The following is a 13,536-nucleotide window of genomic DNA, read 5'->3' on the forward strand; positions in this document are numbered from 1 at the left end:
GCAGAACCGGGGAGCAAAATGACAGAAATACAGCAACTGCTGACAAACACCATTGATGAACTCAATGCGCAAGAGAAGCGTGACAACCGTCCGCGCTTCAGTATCAGTTTTATCCGCAACCATCCGTGGCTGTTCGTCGCGATGTACGCCGCTTTCCTCGCAACCTTCGTGGTCATGTGGCGTTCAGAAACACTGGCAGATTCCGTCTGGTTGCTGGTGGTGCTGTTTGTCCTGCTCAACGGTTTCTTCTTTTTCGACGTCTACCCGCGCTATCGCTATGAAGATATCGATGTCCTGGATTTTCGCGTTTGCTACAACGGCGAGTGGTACAACACGCGTTACGTTCCGCAGCAGCTGATTGAGCGTATTCTGCAATCGCCCCGCGTGGCCGGCGAGCAAAAAAGCCAGCTTGAGAAAATGGTCGCCACCAAAGGTGAGCTGTCGTTTTACGATGTCTTCAGCCTGACCCGCGTCGGGACTGCGCAATAAGACGATTTAACGTCCGTATCGCCGGACCAAAGTGCGAAGCGGAGGTATTACCGTACCCCAGCACCAACCCGCTTCGCGCCTGCGCGGCATTAAGGTAAAACCGGCTTAACGCCGCCGGAGCCTGCTGATACTGCCGCGCCTTCTCGACTATCGCGCCATCGTCGATCCCGTCGATGGCCACCGTCAAATGCAGACCGCCCTCCCCGCCCAGAATCTCACAAGGTTGAGTAAGCTCCATCTCAAGAGCCTCCCGCAGCTGCAGCTGTCGTCCACGATACAAGCGACGCATCGCCGCCAGATGACGGGCGTAATGCCCCTCTTCAATAAACAGCGCCAGCGCACGCTGTTCGGCGCGGTGACCGCCGCGCAGCAGCGACCCTACAATCCCCTGCGCCGCTTCCGCCAGCGCAGGAGGCATCACCACGAAACCAATACGCAGCGCCGGAAACAACGTTTTGCTGAAGGTACCGAGATAGACTACCGGCGCCTGCTTTAGCATGCCTGACATCGCCTGAATCGGCTCACCGCTGTAGCGAAACTCGCTATCGTAATCATCTTCAATGATCCAGGCATCGTGCTGCCGGGCATAGTCCAGCAGCGCCAGACGCCGTCGCGCGCTCATGACCGCCCCACACGGATACTGGTGTGAGGGCGAGGTGAAAATCAGGCGCGGAGTCGTGCTGTCGTTAACATCCGGGCACATCCCTTCGCTATCGACCGGCATCCCTTTGATATGCAGCCCGGCCTTCAGAAAGACGCTCTTCGCCCCAGGATAACCCGGCTCTTCGACCCACGCGGTATCGCCCGCGACGCTCAGCAGATGCGTACAAATGTTCACCCCTTCCAGCGCGCCTTCGGTGATCACCACCTGCCGGGCATCGCAGCGGATCCCTCGCGACAGCGCCAGATGGCGCACAATCGCCTCCCGCAACGCAGGATCGCCCGCCGCATCGCCATACCCCAGCAGCGCATAGCCCTCTTCCCGCAGCACCCGGTCGAGCAGCCGTCGCCAGACCGGCAAGGGGAAATAGTTTATCGCCGGTGTGCCGGGGGTAAACGCCAGCACGGGTGAATCCCGGCGGGTCCCCGCAGGCAACGCCAGCAGCCTCTCCGGCAACGCAATGGCAGAGGCTGGCCCTTCGCTCTCACCAGCAGTCAGCTGCCTGGCTACCCAGGTGCCCTGGCGACTGCGTGACAGATACCCCTCCATTGCCAGCTGATCCAGCGCTGCATTGATGGTATTACGCGACAGAGTGAGCCGTTCGGCAATGGCCCGCGAGCCGGGTAGACGGCTTCCCCCCACCAGCACCCCCTGCAGGATAGCCTCGCGCAGCGTGCGATACAGCGTGCGCTGGAGGGTTTCGTGGTCCCGGTGGTTTAAGGAATGTTCCAGCAGGGTGAAAAAGGCATCGTCAGGGATATTCATAGCGGCTCCTCGTGGCACCATCAAAACATACTCTGATGGCTCTTTTTATGGAACCAGTAAAACCGTAGTCTCAGCCTACTCATCCAGACAAGGAAACCCCATGAATCAGCAAAACGCGTTCGGTCAACCCGTTGGCGAAGCCCTGCCCGACTGGCAGCCGCGCCCTCACCCGGAGCGCCTCGTTCTGCAAGGCCGCACCTGCCGCCTTGAACCACTGACTACCGCGCACGCCGGCGCCCTCTTTGCCGCACACCAACTGGCTGCGGATACCCGCAGCTGGACCTGGCTGCTGCGCGAGCCGGACAACAGCGTGGAGGAATATAGCGCCTGGGTTGCCAGCGTGGAGCATCTCAGCGATCCCATGCATTTCGCGGTGATCGATCGGCAGACCAACCAGCCGGTTGGCTCACTGGCGCTGATGCGTATCGATGCGAATCATGGCGTGGTTGAAGTTGGACACGTGCATTTCTCGCCGCTGCTCAGCCGGACGGTCATGGCAACGGAAGCCCACTGGCTCCTGATGCGCTACGCGTTCGATACGCTCGGCTATCGTCGCTATGAGTGGAAATGCAATAGTCTGAACGCCCCGTCATGCCGGGCGGCACAGCGGTTAGGTTTTCATTTTGAGGGACGTTTTCGTCAGGCGCTGGTGATAAAGGGCCACAACCGCGATACCGACTGGTTCTCGATAATCAACGGCGAGTGGCCGCAGGTGGATAAGGCGATGCAACGCTGGCTGGCCAGCGAGAACTTTAGCGCCGATGGCCAGCAGCGTCAGACGCTGGAGAGCTTCCGCGCGACGGCAAATTAACGACGCTTCTTGCGCCCCTGTACGGCTTTAAAGCGCGGGTTGCTCTTACAAATCACGTACAGCCGCCCTTTGCGCTTCACAATCTGGCAGTCCGGGTGGCGCTGTTTGGCGCTACGCAGCGAGTTGAGTACCTGCATCGTTAGTTCCTTTTCGCATCAATAAAACCGCCGAAACGCTGGCGGAAACGCGCCGTACTGCCTTCGTTGTTGAAGGCTTTCTGTTTACCGGTGTAATACGGGTGCGATTTTGACGACACGTCCAGGGTGACATAGGGATAGGTCACCCCTTCCAGTTCAATCACGCGCTCGGTCTTAATCGTCGATCCCACTTTAAAATATTCATTCACGCTGGTGTCGTGGAACACCACGGTACGGTAATGCGGGTGGATATTGGCTTTCATGTTAACCCCACTAGATATGTTATAACATAACAACAAGGTTACGCCGCACCAACGCAAAGATCAACCCTGATAAATTCATGGGATCACCGGACAAATACAGAAAGGCAGAACCAGAGAACAGAAAAACAGGCGGCGTGAGCCGCCCGTGATGGATTACGGATTGAGCTGATGGGCAAGCGCGCGCAGCTGTTCGGCGATCGCCTGCAGGTTTTTCCCCTGATCGGTTTTCGGCCCGGTGGAGTGACGCACCACCAGTCTGGCAGGCAAAATCGACGAGGTATGCGATGTGTCACTATCCCCGCTATCGAGAAGGCGGCGCACCGCCTCTTTGCCTTGCAAATCGAGGTCCAGGGACACCGTCGTCAGCGCCGGATAGAAGAAGGAGCTTTCGTAGGTGTCATCGTAGCCAATCACCGATTTTTCACCGGGGATCGGTACCTGATGCTGATGGAACGCGCTCAGCACGCCCAGCGCCATCTGGTCATTTCCCACCAGTACCGCGCTGAATTTTGGCGTCTCACGTAGCATCTGCAACGCCCCGGCATAACCGCTCTGGGCATCCCAGTTACCGCGAATCACCGTGACCGGCTGCAAACCATATCCTTCCAGGGTCTCCATCCAGCTTTTCAGGCGCAGCGTTGCCGATACGGAGCTCTCCGGGCCTGCCAACAACGCAATATCCCGATGCCCCATCTCAAACAGGTATTTGACGCTCGCACGGGTGCCGTCAGCCGGGTTAAACGAAACGTTAAACACCGAACTGTAGGGATCGACATCCAGGAAAAGACAGACGATATCATCGTTGTCAGCCGCGATTTTCTGGGCCTCTTCGGTCTCCAGAGGCACGTTGATAATGACCTTATCAACTAGCTGAGACTTCAGCTCATTGATGGATTCCTGGATACTTTGATTGACGCTCTCATCAATCATTGAAATCAGCACCTGATAACCTTCGACATTCGCATAGCGTTTTACCGCCGCGGCGACCTGTGAAGGGGCGTGCAGGGAGAGCGAAATCGTCACTAGCCCCACCGTTCGACTCTGTTTTCCCACCAGCTGTTGTGCGAGGCGGTTCGGGACATACCTTAGCAACTCAATGGATTTCTCCACCTTGTGGCGCGTGGCTTCAGATACATTGGCAGATTTATTGAGCACCCTGGACACGGTCTGATAAGAGACGCCCGCATGACGAGCGACGTCTTCTAAGGTTGCGCTTTTAGACTTCATGGTCCGGTTCCTTATGTTGTTATCCCTGGATTGTAACAGGGGCCATTTGAAAAAACGCTCTCCTCAACATTCCATTGCGATAATGCGACACAAAAAGTATTACGCTCACAATACAGTAAATTGTGAATACTCTCACCAACCGTAACAAATTGCGCCATTTTATTTGCAGTTTATCACACAATCGCGATCGTTCATTTGCCTTGATTTACATTTAGGCATTTCATGACAGCGTTAATGTGAACGTAATACAAAACAATAAGAGGATTGACATGAACACTACGCTGCGCGCCCTTTCTGTTGCGTTAGCTGCTGCACTGGTTTCTCCCTCGGTGCTGGCCGCTTCCGCCTCTGTTCCTGGCATTGATTTTCATGGTTATCTGCGAGCCGGAGTTGGGGTCTCCGGTGACGGTAGCCAGGCCGAATGGCAAAAGAATAAAATTGGCCGTCTGGGTAACGAATCCGATACCTATGGCGAGCTGGAGTTGGGTTCAGAGGTGTACAAAAAGGACGATGTCAGCTTCTATCTCGACAGCATGGTCAGCATGGTCTCTGACGGGTCTAACGATAACGAATCGACCCTCAACGACGATGCGGAATTTGGCCTGCGCCAGTTAAACCTGCAGATCAAAGGGCTGATCCCAGGGGATCCTAATGCGGTCATCTGGGGCGGTAAACGCTACTACCAACGTCACGATCTGCACATCATTGATACCAAATACTGGAACATCTCCGGCTCCGGCGCCGGTATCGAAAACTACACCGTAGGCCCGGGCGCCGTTTCTCTGGCCTGGATCCGCGGTGACGCCAACGATGTCGATTATCGCGTCGATGGCGACAACGACGTCAATATTAACTATATCGACCTGCGCTATGCGGGCTGGAAACCGTGGTCCGGTTCATGGACGGAGTTCGGTATCGACTACGCTATGCCGAACACCACCAAGAAGCAGGATAGCTACGGCGGGCTGTATGACGCGGATAACGGCGTGATGCTGACCGGTGAAATCAGCCAGGATATGCTCGGTGGCTACAACAAGCTGGTGCTGCAGTACGCTAACAAAGGGCTGGCACAGAATATGGTCTCCCAGGGCGGCGGTTGGTATGACATGTGGAACGAGGTCAACGATGCCACCGGCTATCGCGTCATCAACACCGGCCTGATCCCAATCACCGAAAAATTCTCGATTAACCATGTGCTGACCTGGGGTTCTGCCGACGACATCACCGACTACACCGATAAAACGCGCTTATTCTCGCTCGTGGCGCGCGGCCAGTATCAGTTCACAGACTATGTGCGCCTGATTGGCGAAGTGGGTGGTTTCTACCAGAAAGACAGCTACAAGAACAATACCTCCTACAAGCAAGCCGGCGAGAAATACACGATTGCGCTGGGCCTGGCCGATGGTCCGGACTTTATGTCACGCCCGGAATTACGTATTTTCGCCTCGTATCTTAATGATTCCGAGAACGGTAAACCGTTTGAAGATCAAACTGCCAGCAATACATGGAACTTCGGGGTCCAGGTCGAAGCCTGGTGGTAATCGTTATATTATTTTCTGTACCAGTATTATCTCCACTGTAAGGTCGTAATTACCCTCCGGTAATGATTATTGCCATTGCTATTGCCCGGAATAATGTAATTTGTAGTATGACGGGAATATTGCTTTTCTTTTTGGGATAACTCAGCGTTTGAGTTATCCCTTTTTATTTATTTGCGGCTGGTAAAATGCTCATCCAGCAATTGACGCAGAGCATCAGATTGCTTGCCAAAAATAGCATGAACCTGTTGCCCGAGAATAATAACCCCTAAGGCGCCCTGCTGCTGTAAAGCCTGAGAATCCACGGTTGCCAGGTTATTCACCGTGACCCGCAAACGGGTAATACAGGCATCGACATTCACGATATTCGCTTCTCCGCCGAAGGCCTGAATTAACCCCTGTATTTGCTGTTTCTCGGCGTCATTCAACGGCACCGGTTGACGAGGCGGGGAGAAGTAGTGCAGAAAAGATTTTAAGCTCACCATAGTTCACTCCTGATTAAGTACAGGTAAAAAAAAACCTGCTCCCAGGAGCAGGTTCGGAGAAAGCGTCATTACGCTTTACGACTGAGGACACGGCAATCCCAGGGGGTTAAGGTCAGCGGCGCAGTGATATCGGCGCCGGTCAGACTGTCCTGGTAGCCCTGAGGCAGAGTAACGCTGTGCTGCTGCACGCTATAGTTTTGCAGGAACACGTAGGTCGTTTCGCCATCGGTACGCGCCGTCGCCACTACCGCCGGCGGAAGCTCGCTGTCGATGGCCCGCGGTAGCGCCAGCTCTTTACTGATGGTGGCAAAGAAATCACGCTGGAAGGCCAGATCGTTACGCGATGCCACATGCCAGGCTTTGCCTTTGCCGAAGTGGTTCACGGTGACCGCCGGGCGTCCCGCGTAGAAATCATCCCGGTAGGTCGCCAGCGGCTGTGCGCTTTCAGCATGAATCAGTTCGCACAGATGCCGTACCTGATATGGCCCTTGCAGGCCCCCTTCGTTACCAGCCAGACCCTGCACCAGGTTACGCTCGCCATCGTTCAGGCAGTCAATCTCTTCCGCCCAAATGCCCAGAAGGTTGCGCAGAGGCCCCGGGAAACCGCCAAGATGGCAAAGGTCGGATTCATTCACCACGCCCGTCCAGTAGGTGGTCACCAGATGCCCGCCGTTAGCGACAAACGCCTCGGCCCGTTCAGCAAAGCCATCGCGAACCATATACAGCATCGGCGCAATCACCAGCTGATAGGCGCTGAGATCGCCATCCGCATCAATGACATCGACCGCGATCCCCTGCTCCCAGAAAGGCCGGTAGTGTTCATTGACGGTATTTTCATACTCCATCCCGAGATTGCGCGGCCCCTGAGCATCATCCAGCGCCCAGCGGTTTTGCTGGTCGAAAACGATCGCCACTTTCGCTTCGGTACGACAGCCTACCACGCCGGGTAAGCGGCTGAGCATCTCGCCAAGCTTGCTGACCTCGCGGCCGATACGGGTGTCCAGGTGACCAACATGGTCAATGACCGCACCGTGGAATTTCTCCACCGAACCGCGGCTCTTGCGCCACTGGAAGTACTGCACCGAATCGGCCCCGTGCGCCACCGCCTGCATGGAGGAGAGAATATGCATCCCCGGTTTTTTCAGCTTGCTGGTCGGCTGCCAGTTGGTGGCGCCGGGCGTTGACTCCATCAGGACGAACGGCTTGCCGCCTTTCAGGCTGCGCATCATGTCGTGATACATCGCGGTATAGCAGGCCAGCGCGGTTTCATCTTTATCGCGATGCCACATCGGGTAGCTATCCCAGGAGATGAAGTCCAGCGCCTGCGCCAGCTGCCAGTAGTCGTAATCGTAGAAATACTCCATGAAGTTGGTGGTCACCGGCAGCCCGGCGTTCGCCGCCTTCAGCGGGGCAATTTCATGGCGGCAGAAATCGGTGACCTGCGCCGTGTTAAAGCGACGCCAGTCGAGATTCAGCCCGTGAATAGACACTTCCCCTTGCGGCGCCGGAGATTCAATTTGTGACCAGTCGCTGTAGGTGTGGCTCCAGAAGGTGCTCCACCACGCATGGTTAAGGTTATCGAGCGTCTTATAACGTTCCTTCAGCCAGTCGCGGAAGCGTGCCTGACAACGGTCACAATGACAGTCGCCACCATATTCATTGGAGATATGCCATCCGAGAACGGCCGGATGCTGTGAATAACGCTCTGCCAGCAGGCTATTGATTTTAAAAATCTTCTCCCGATACACCAGCGAAGTCATGCAGTGGTTATGCCGTCCCCCATGCAGCGCCGGTACACGGTCGCGTCCCACCCGCAGCACCTGCGGATAGGCTTGCGACATCCACGCCGGACGGGCGCCGCTCGGCGTCGCCAGAAACACGTGGATCCCGGCGGCATACAGCTTATCCAGAATGCTGTCCAGCCAGCCAAATTCAAATACGCCTTCCTGAGGCTCAAGTTTGGCCCAGCTGAAAATCCCTACCGACATGACATTACAATTAGCCTGCTGCATCATGGCAATATCTTGCTCGATAATATCGGGATAATTCTCCCACTGCTCCGGGTTATAGTCAGCACCATGTAATAGCGCGTTGACCTTTGGGCTCAAAGGCGAAAACTTATTCATAATAAATATCCTGAAATGTCAAACTTTACGATTAATTAAAGACTTTCGCCGATGGCAAAACTTTCCCCTGGCAATCAAATAGCGCCTGGTTTTCCCGGGCATTTCCCTGTTTCCATTCATCATGGATATATTTCATGCCCGCCGGCGTGGCCCAGGTATTTCCCGGAACGGCAATCCAGGTCGGCTCCCAATAAAAAATACCTTTGCCGCGCTGATCGGGAACATCGATAACGGCCTGCATCAGGTCGTGAATATAATTATATTGTCCCTGAATGGTCGCCGGATAACCGCCATCTTTTTCTTCTTTCGCCTGGAAACTATTTTCTGCGTTATCGCAATTATCCAGGGTATAGGCGTAGGCCGCTTCCACGACAATCACATCTTTGTTATAGCGCTTGCTGATATCATCCATATTCGCTTTCAGCGCGCTAATCGGACCGTTCCAGTAGGTGTACATCGACAGGCCAATAATGTCGTAAGGCACATTGCGCTTGCTGATTTCATCGAACCACCAGCGGAAGGTATCGTTCTTGGTGCCTTCCGCCAGATGCAGCATGATTTTCACCTGCTCACCCTGCTTGAGGTTCTCTTTCAGCCCGTCGATTGCCGCATTCAGCAACCCTGCCAGGCGGTCAAATTCGCCACCGCCCTGGCCCCAGCTTTTGCCTTCTGGCCATAGCATGCCGCCGTTGATCTCATTCCCGATCTGCACCATATCCGGCAGGACGCCTTCCTGCTTAAAGCGGGCGATGGTGTCGCGGGTATAATCGTGGATGGCCGTCTTCAGCTGCGGGTAATCCATTTTCTCCCAGGCTTTGGGTTTGTACTGTTTACCCGGATCGGTCCAGAAATCGCTGTAGTGGAAGTCCAGCAGCAGCTTCATGCCCTGGGCTTTAGCCCGTTTCGCCAGCGCCAGGGTCGCCGCCAGATCGTTATCACCACCGCCGTAGCCCTGGCCCTGAGCATCTTTAGGATCGACCCACAGGCGCAGGCGCACATAGTTCACGCCATCGGCTTTCAGGATGGCGATGGGATCCTGCAGCTGATTGTTGTGGTTATAAAATTTTGCCCCGTGCTTTTCGGCATCCAACAGCGTAGAGATATCCGCGCCTTTGATAAAGTCGGCGGGCATCGTAGTAAATGCGCGCGTTTGCAGCGCTTCTGCAGCCAGCACAGCGGGGGAAAAACTGCATGCCAGACAAACAGCAAGCACAGCGGGTGTTAATCTTTTCATGGGGTTATCCTTTTGTACTGCCAGCGGTCAGGCCGGAAACAAAGTATTTTTGTAATGCCAGATAGAGAATCGCCACCGGAACGGCAATCAGCACCGCCCCTGCGGCATAGGTGGTATAGCTGGCGCCCATTTTCTGTGCGACCAGGTTATAAAGACCGATCGGCAACGTGTATTTGTCCGGGGTACGCAAGATGGTGCTCGATAAAATAAAGTCGCCCAGCGGACCGGTGAAGGAGAACAGCGCCACTACCGCGAGGATCGGTTTTGATAGCGGCATGATGATCTCAAAGAAGATACGGAAGCTGCTGGCACCGTCCATGCGCGCCGACTCATCCAGATCTTTCGGGATCGCATCGAGGTAACCCTTCATCAGCCAGGTGTTCATCGGGATCATGCCGCCCACGTAGATCAATACCAGCGCCAGATGGCTGTTAATCAGCCCCAGCAGCTGCGAGAGCACAAAGATCGCAATCAGCGCAGAGAACTGCGGGATCATCTGCAGCAGCAGAAACAGCATCAGCCCGTTCTGCCGCCCTTTAAAGCGAAAGCGCGAGAAAGCGTAGGCGGTAAAACTGACGCTGATTAAGGTCAGCACCATGGTCATGAAGCTGATTTTCATCGAGTTCCAGTACCAGGTCAGGTAGTTCACATTACCGTTGAACAGGTCGGCATAGTGCTGGAATGACAGATTCTCGGGAATAATCGAGGTGCTGAGCAGGCTGTTGCCGGCATTCAGCGACGCCCCGACCGTCCAGATAAGCGGATAAATAATCACCACCGAGACCAGAATAACAATCAGCCAGGTGAGTGACAGGCGGATCCACTTTTCGCGTTTAATACTGGGTGATTTAGCCATGTGACTTCCCTTACGCCATGTCGTCGTTTTTGAAGGATTTGGTGGCGCGGAACTGCCACAACGCCAGGCCGACGACAAAAATCGACAGCAGAATAGTAATGGTTGCCGCAATGGCATATTGCGAAGAGGACATCGTCAGCTTGTAGATCCACGACACCAGAATATCCGTCCCGCCGGCGTTCGAACCCGCCACCGCTGGCCCACCGTTGTTGAACAAATAGATAATGTTGAAATTGTTAAAGTTGAAGGTGTACTGGGTGATGATGATCGGCGCAATCGAGTACAGCACCAGCGGCAGAGTAATGGTCCGCAGACGCGTCCAGGCGCTGGCGCCATCCATGGTTGCAGCTTCATACAGATCGTCAGGGATCGCCTGCAACACGCCGGTGGTCATGGCGAACACGAACGGGAAACCTAACCAGGTTTGCATCATGATCAGCGCCGTTTTGGTCCAGAACGGATCGGTCAACCACGCCTTCGGCCCGATGCCAAAGAACGACAGAATCGCGTTGTTAATCACCCCAAACGAGTCGTTGAACATCCCTGCGAACACCAGAATGGTGACAAAGCCCGGTACCGCCCACGGCAGGATAAAAATGGTACGAATCATCGGCTTAAAACGCAGGTCTTTCTGGTTCACGAGGATCGCCAGCAGCACGCCGACGGTACACTGCAGGGTCGTCGCCAGCAGCGTCCACACCACCGTCCACTGCAGGACGTCAAAGAAGGTCGAGCGCCAGATAGAGAGCGTGAAAATATTCACGAAGTTCTTAAAGCCAACCCAGTCCACCAACTTCGCCGGCGGCGTGTGGTACAGGTTGTAGTTCGTAAAGGCGATAGCAAAACCAAACAGAATCGGGAAAATGACGACGAACACCAGCAGAATAAAGCCGGGGCTAATCATCAGATAAGGGAAGCCGGCGTTTAACAGCATCTGGTACTGTTTGCGGACGCTGTTCAGGGCCACGCCCTCATCGCGCTTTTTGCCGTTCACCCAGGCATCGCGCAGCGAAAGGTAATAGACCAGCAGACCGAAGGCGACGATCAGCACGCTGATGATCCCTTCCGCCAGCAGGAAAATAGAGTTATCCCTCGGCACTTCTTCGCCTAAGGTGTAAAGCCCCCACAGACCTTCCTGCAGGAAGTCATAAAAAATTCCCATGAAACTGCTCAGCAGCACCAGGAAGACAAGCCCCTTCAGCCACTGGCGGTGATAAAACTGGCCAAAACCCGGTACGATAGCCAGCAGCAGACTGCACCACGCATGGCGCCCTGCACCGCGTGCTTCGGCAATATTTTCGCTGGGATTGATAATCACACACCACTCCTTCTGAAAACGGGAGGAGCGCCCCCCGTTTCTTTACCTCTAAGCCCTGATGTTCCGGAAAACAGGCTCGCGCCTGTCACCGGTAAATGACCAACATCGCGATTACTGGTTGCTGGCCTGCATCGCCTCGATCTGCATCTTGATCTGTTTTTCGGCGTTATCGAGCGCCGCTTTCGGATCCTGTTTTCCGGTCAGGCTCAGCTCCAGCGCCGCATTTGCCGGCCCCCACACTTCGCCCATTTCCGGAATGCCCGGCATCGCCGTGGCGCGCGCGGACTGCACCGCGACCGCACTGGCTTTCTCGTCATTCTTGATCAGCGGATCGTCAATCATCGCTTTCAGGGCCGGGATCTCGCCGGTCGCCACATAGCGCGCCTTCACGTACTGAGGCTGGTTGATAAATTCGATAAACTGCTGCGCCAGCGCTTTGTCTTTGCTCCAGGTCGATACCACATAACCTTTCACACCGAGGAACGAGCTCATCGGTTTGCCGTCAGGCAACATCGGCAGCGGCGCGACGCCGTAGTTAATCCCGGCGGCTTCATACGGCTGGAAAGCCCACGGACCGTTGATGACCGCCGCAGCTTTCTTCTCGGTGAATAAGGAATCGATGGCGTTCAGCCCGTTATCGCCGAGGATCCCGGCCGGGAAGACTTTTTCGCTATAGAATTTTTTCAGGAAGGTGACGGCTTCAACCGCGCCGGGTTTATTCAGGCCGACGTCCTGCGGATTAAACCCGCCCTTGTCGTTTTTACCGAAGATATAGCCACCCATCGGGCCAATGGCGCCCCAGCTGTAATAGATCTGATCGAACTTCGCCAGCAGGCCATATTTGTTCTGCGCCCGCTGGGTTTTCGAATAGTCGAACCACGCCTGCAGGCTGTCCAACGGCTTGTCGATCAGGTCTTTGTTGTAAATCAGCACCAGGGTTTCCACCGCTTTCGGCACGCCATACAACACGTTATCCATTCGGAAGGCGTTAATCGAAGCCGGGGTAAAGACCTCCTGCTTATCCGCCGCCAGAGTCAGCGGCGACAACAGCCCCTGCACCACCGCGCCGCCCAACTGGTCGTTAGGGATAACCAGGACGTCAGGACCAATACCGGCAGGGCCATCAAGGCGCAGCTTTTCCAACTGCTGCGCATAAGGCATCTCCTGCAGATTGACCTTAACGTCGAACTGTTTTTCAAAATCGCTTACCGCGGCTTTAATACCGTCGGATTTTTTAATGTCTTCCCAGACGTTCAGTTGTCCGGCGGCGTGAGCCTGCAGGCTGACGAGCTGTCCGGCGGCCAGCGTAGTGAGGATAAGCGCAGCAAGAGTGTTCTTTTTCATTATCAACCTCATGTGAAGGTATAACAATTTATTGGTTTTTATTCGACATTGCCACTTATCAACATTCCTGAATCTATTCATAAGTGGCGGTTTACAGCGACATAATCAGATCTTCATGATTTGTTATACGCTACGCTTTGAGTGCGAACAAAACCACCTAAAGCTACCAGTTGTGTGATCATGATTGCAGAAATGAAACATCGGTGTAGGGCACGAAAATACTGGAAGTTATAGTCGTCACATGATTTCAGCGCTGTTGAGCATAGTTCAGTCAGATTGTTA

13 protein-coding genes are annotated in these 13,536 nt (G+C 54.8%); 3 read left to right on the forward strand and 10 right to left on the reverse strand.

All coding sequences use genetic code 11. The annotated features are described in order from the left end of the window. The first annotated feature begins 18 nt into the window (after positions 1–18). On the forward strand, positions 19–489 hold the full coding sequence (locus HF679_RS12780; RefSeq protein ID WP_123755733.1) for a YlaC family protein: 471 nt from the start codon (positions 19–21) through the stop codon (positions 487–489). Here HF679_RS12780 and HF679_RS12785 read toward each other — a convergent pair. Beyond that, positions 458–1,915 (reverse strand): PLP-dependent aminotransferase family protein, encoded by a 1,458-nt coding sequence (locus HF679_RS12785; protein WP_123755732.1) that lies wholly within the window; start codon positions 1,913–1,915, stop codon positions 458–460. The two genes, HF679_RS12780 and HF679_RS12785, sit on opposite strands and share 32 nt — an antisense overlap. A 100-nt stretch (positions 1,916–2,015) precedes the next feature. Here HF679_RS12785 and HF679_RS12790 point away from each other — a divergent pair, with 100 nt between their 5' ends. Beyond that, positions 2,016–2,726: a GNAT family N-acetyltransferase gene (locus HF679_RS12790; protein ID WP_187042105.1), complete on the forward strand. Its 711-nt coding sequence runs from the start codon at positions 2,016–2,018 to the stop codon at positions 2,724–2,726. Here HF679_RS12790 and ykgO read toward each other — a convergent pair. The 3 genes from ykgO to HF679_RS12805 all read right to left on the reverse strand — a co-directional run bounded on the left by ykgO (position 2,723) and on the right by HF679_RS12805 (position 4,353). Next, positions 2,723–2,863 carry a type B 50S ribosomal protein L36 gene (gene ykgO / locus HF679_RS12795; RefSeq protein WP_003859006.1) on the reverse strand — a complete coding sequence of 47 codons (141 nt, stop codon included), beginning with the start codon at positions 2,861–2,863 and terminating at the stop codon, positions 2,723–2,725. The two genes, HF679_RS12790 and ykgO, sit on opposite strands and share 4 nt — an antisense overlap. Positions 2,864–2,865: 2 nt before the next feature. Continuing rightward, positions 2,866–3,126, reverse strand: a complete 261-nt coding sequence (locus HF679_RS12800; protein ID WP_123755730.1) for a type B 50S ribosomal protein L31 — start codon at positions 3,124–3,126, stop codon at positions 2,866–2,868. Positions 3,127–3,279: 153 nt separating this feature from the next. Beyond that, positions 3,280–4,353: a LacI family DNA-binding transcriptional regulator gene (locus HF679_RS12805; RefSeq protein ID WP_123755729.1), complete on the reverse strand. Its 1,074-nt coding sequence runs from the start codon at positions 4,351–4,353 to the stop codon at positions 3,280–3,282. Positions 4,354–4,622: 269 nt separating this feature from the next. Here HF679_RS12805 and HF679_RS12810 point away from each other — a divergent pair, with 269 nt between their 5' ends. Continuing rightward, the gene (locus HF679_RS12810; protein WP_123755728.1) at positions 4,623–5,894 is read left to right on the forward strand and encodes a maltoporin; all 1,272 of its coding nucleotides are present in this window, start codon (positions 4,623–4,625) and stop codon (positions 5,892–5,894) included. A 167-nt stretch (positions 5,895–6,061) separates the two neighbouring features. Here HF679_RS12810 and HF679_RS12815 read toward each other — a convergent pair whose 3' ends face one another. The 6 genes from HF679_RS12815 to HF679_RS12840 all read right to left on the reverse strand — a co-directional run bounded on the left by HF679_RS12815 (position 6,062) and on the right by HF679_RS12840 (position 13,254). After that, positions 6,062–6,376: a glucose PTS transporter subunit EIIB gene (locus HF679_RS12815; protein ID WP_123755727.1), complete on the reverse strand. Its 315-nt coding sequence runs from the start codon at positions 6,374–6,376 to the stop codon at positions 6,062–6,064. A gap of 68 nt (positions 6,377–6,444) precedes the next feature. Then, entirely contained in the window at positions 6,445–8,502 is a 2,058-nt protein-coding gene (locus HF679_RS12820) for a beta-galactosidase (RefSeq protein ID WP_123755726.1), read from the reverse strand. Between the two features lie 31 nt (positions 8,503–8,533). Further along, on the reverse strand, positions 8,534–9,736 hold the full coding sequence (locus HF679_RS12825) for an arabinogalactan endo-beta-1,4-galactanase (protein ID WP_123755725.1): 1,203 nt from the start codon (positions 9,734–9,736) through the stop codon (positions 8,534–8,536). A 4-nt stretch (positions 9,737–9,740) separates the two neighbouring features. After that, the gene (locus HF679_RS12830; protein ID WP_123755724.1) at positions 9,741–10,592 is read right to left on the reverse strand and encodes a sugar ABC transporter permease; all 852 of its coding nucleotides are present in this window, start codon (positions 10,590–10,592) and stop codon (positions 9,741–9,743) included. 10 nt (positions 10,593–10,602) lie between these two features. Then, positions 10,603–11,910, reverse strand: coding sequence for a carbohydrate ABC transporter permease (locus HF679_RS12835; RefSeq protein ID WP_123755723.1), 1,308 nt, complete (start codon positions 11,908–11,910; stop codon positions 10,603–10,605). Between the two features lie 111 nt (positions 11,911–12,021). Then, the gene (locus HF679_RS12840) at positions 12,022–13,254 is read right to left on the reverse strand and encodes a maltodextrin ABC transporter substrate-binding protein (RefSeq protein WP_123755722.1); all 1,233 of its coding nucleotides are present in this window, start codon (positions 13,252–13,254) and stop codon (positions 12,022–12,024) included. Positions 13,255–13,536 lie beyond the last annotated feature (282 nt).

This window comes from Enterobacter sp. JUb54, from assembly GCF_014298075.1.
Taxonomy (GTDB): Bacteria; Pseudomonadota; Gammaproteobacteria; order Enterobacterales; family Enterobacteriaceae; genus Klebsiella; species Klebsiella lignicola.

What these genes read in the sequence shown, in the direction of transcription:
- HF679_RS12780 (WP_123755733.1), top strand. Translation starts at nt 19, where the DNA reads ATGACAGAAATACAGCAACTGCTGACAAACACCATTGATGAACTCAAT.
- HF679_RS12785 (WP_123755732.1), bottom strand. Translation starts at nt 1,915, where the DNA reads ATGAATATCCCTGACGATGCCTTTTTCACCCTGCTGGAACATTCCTTA.
- HF679_RS12790 (WP_187042105.1), top strand. Translation starts at nt 2,016, where the DNA reads ATGAATCAGCAAAACGCGTTCGGTCAACCCGTTGGCGAAGCCCTGCCC.
- ykgO (WP_003859006.1), bottom strand. Translation starts at nt 2,863, where the DNA reads ATGCAGGTACTCAACTCGCTGCGTAGCGCCAAACAGCGCCACCCGGAC.
- HF679_RS12800 (WP_123755730.1), bottom strand. Translation starts at nt 3,126, where the DNA reads ATGAAAGCCAATATCCACCCGCATTACCGTACCGTGGTGTTCCACGAC.
- HF679_RS12805 (WP_123755729.1), bottom strand. Translation starts at nt 4,353, where the DNA reads ATGAAGTCTAAAAGCGCAACCTTAGAAGACGTCGCTCGTCATGCGGGC.
- HF679_RS12810 (WP_123755728.1), top strand. Translation starts at nt 4,623, where the DNA reads ATGAACACTACGCTGCGCGCCCTTTCTGTTGCGTTAGCTGCTGCACTG.
- HF679_RS12815 (WP_123755727.1), bottom strand. Translation starts at nt 6,376, where the DNA reads ATGGTGAGCTTAAAATCTTTTCTGCACTACTTCTCCCCGCCTCGTCAA.
- HF679_RS12820 (WP_123755726.1), bottom strand. Translation starts at nt 8,502, where the DNA reads ATGAATAAGTTTTCGCCTTTGAGCCCAAAGGTCAACGCGCTATTACAT.
- HF679_RS12825 (WP_123755725.1), bottom strand. Translation starts at nt 9,736, where the DNA reads ATGAAAAGATTAACACCCGCTGTGCTTGCTGTTTGTCTGGCATGCAGT.
- HF679_RS12830 (WP_123755724.1), bottom strand. Translation starts at nt 10,592, where the DNA reads ATGGCTAAATCACCCAGTATTAAACGCGAAAAGTGGATCCGCCTGTCA.
- HF679_RS12840 (WP_123755722.1), bottom strand. Translation starts at nt 13,254, where the DNA reads ATGAAAAAGAACACTCTTGCTGCGCTTATCCTCACTACGCTGGCCGCC.